A 1862-nucleotide genomic window follows, 5' to 3' on the forward strand; every position below is an offset into this window, starting at 1 on the left:
CGGGTTCTCTTGGTCGAAAACCCATCTACCAGGGGCTTCACCACGTTGTCAGCCCAACAGCCGCACTCCTGAACCAGGTTGGAAAAGGCTCACTGCCGGAGCAAGCCGTTGGTGTTCTCATTCGTGCCTCGCTGCCAGGGACTGCCGGGGCGTGCGAAGAAGAGGCACCTGGCTGTCACTCTTCCGGCCTCCGCGATGTCAGCAGGTCGATCCACCCTGGGTGCGTGTGGGCGTGGGCACCGGAGGTCGATTCGATGTTTTCCGGAAACGCACGTGGAAGTAGTCGCCGCCCTTGCGTTCACGGTCATCCGTGCCCCAGTGCAACGACTTGTTGAGCTGCTTAAGCAGGGGGATGTGCTTCGAGCAGTGGATGTACGCTTCCTCGACCTCGATCCGCACCCACGCCTCCAATCGGCGGGACACCTCCCGGGCCGCAGCAGCCAGGAGGTCATCCCGGCCAGAGAGCTCGGCGATGATTTCCTCGTGCGTTACGAGGTGCGCCCTACCATTGACATGCAAACCGACGGTCGAGTGGAAGAAATCACCGAAGAACAGGCCGACATGCGGGTTCTCAGAGATGTTGCCGAGGCTTGCCATGACTCCATTTCCGCGGTATTCGGGGTAGATCATCGTGTGCTCATCGAGCACACGCATCACGCCCGGCTCACCAGCGCGCAGCGTGCAGTCGCAGTTTCCCCGACCGTCCGACGTGCCCAGGAAGAACAGGGGCTGCCGCGCGATGTACTCCCGCATCAACGGGTTGAGATGGTCAAGCATTTGGTTGTTGTAAAACGCGTATGCCCTTGCTACGTTGTTGAATTTCTCTTGCAATTCGTGCTCGCCACGCGAGCCTGGCATCGAGCCGCCCTCGTCGAAGGCGCGGTGTTCGACTCGTACCAAGAGGCCGCGCTGAACTAGCGTGCGCACGATGGGCATGAGGAGATCTGGTGCCGTGGCGTCCCCGGGGCTTTTCAGCAGGTCGATGATGCGGCGCGGGCGCTGCGCGCGCCTGAGGATCCGTGCGGTCCGCTCGCCCACCTGCAGCGTGGTGAGTTCGTCGCCCTCGACCTTGGCGAAGACTGCTACCTGGCCGACGGCTGGCCGGATCTCACCAGTGGAGAGCAGTCCCGCAAGGTCGTGGTCGAGAGGGCTGAGCGTGTAGTCGCAGCCCCGGGTCACCACGCTGTTCGGCGTCAAGTCTCCAGTGAGCTTGGCCTGCGGCTCCCGACCAGGGAAATTGGTCAGTTCACGGCTGGCATATAGCTTGTCCCGTTCGTAACGCAGCAAGGAGGAGAGCGGCGAGTCGAGCAGGCCAAGCCGCGCCAGCTCTGCCTCAATGAAATCCATCATGTCGTCGATCTCGCCGTGCAAGGGCAGCGCTGTCGAGGGCCGGTGCTCGGTGTTGAATTTCTCGATCCAGGAGATCCACCGCTCATACCACTCGAGTGGCGTGCTGTAGTACTCAAGCAGCCACGGCCACAACGCCTTCAATACCACGAGCTTTGACGCGATCTCCTCACTGCCGTCCACCAAGCTGCCCGGGATCTGCGCTGTGTCGAAGCGGTAGAGGCTCGTGAAGACGTCTGGGTGAGCGCTGCGCAGTTCCTCCGCGAGGGCGACGACGGGTGGGTTAAGTGGCAACTCGAAGTACGCTGCTCTTCGGTTGATCTTGTAGCCCTCCGCGTACATCGGTGCGTCGTGGAACGGACAGAGCGTAAACAAGTGGGCTCGGTATCCGCCGACCTGGAGGAATTCGAAGAACCGAGTCAGTGAGCCTTTTCCAACCTCACTCTGAGCTGGTCAGATGAAGGGTGAGGACGGCTTGGATGAGGCTGGTGATCCGGGTGGTCGAGCACCGCAGT

1 protein-coding gene is annotated in these 1862 nt (G+C 61.7%); it reads right to left on the bottom strand.

The features are described 5' to 3' along the window. Positions 1-198 precede the first annotated feature (198 nt). Positions 199-1689, bottom strand: a complete 1491-nt coding sequence (locus ABZ659_RS35780; RefSeq protein ID WP_360229174.1) for a pyridoxamine 5'-phosphate oxidase family protein — start codon at positions 1687-1689, stop codon at positions 199-201. Positions 1690-1862: the final 173 nt, after the last annotated feature.

The organism is Streptomyces sp. NPDC006997, assembly GCF_040635175.1.
GTDB lineage: Bacteria > Actinomycetota > Actinomycetes > Streptomycetales > Streptomycetaceae > Streptomyces.

Bases quoted from the DNA above. Each gene is read 5' to 3' on its own strand.
- ABZ659_RS35780 (WP_360229174.1), bottom strand. From the start codon at position 1,689: ATGTACGCGGAGGGCTACAAGATCAACCGAAGAGCAGCGTACTTCGAG.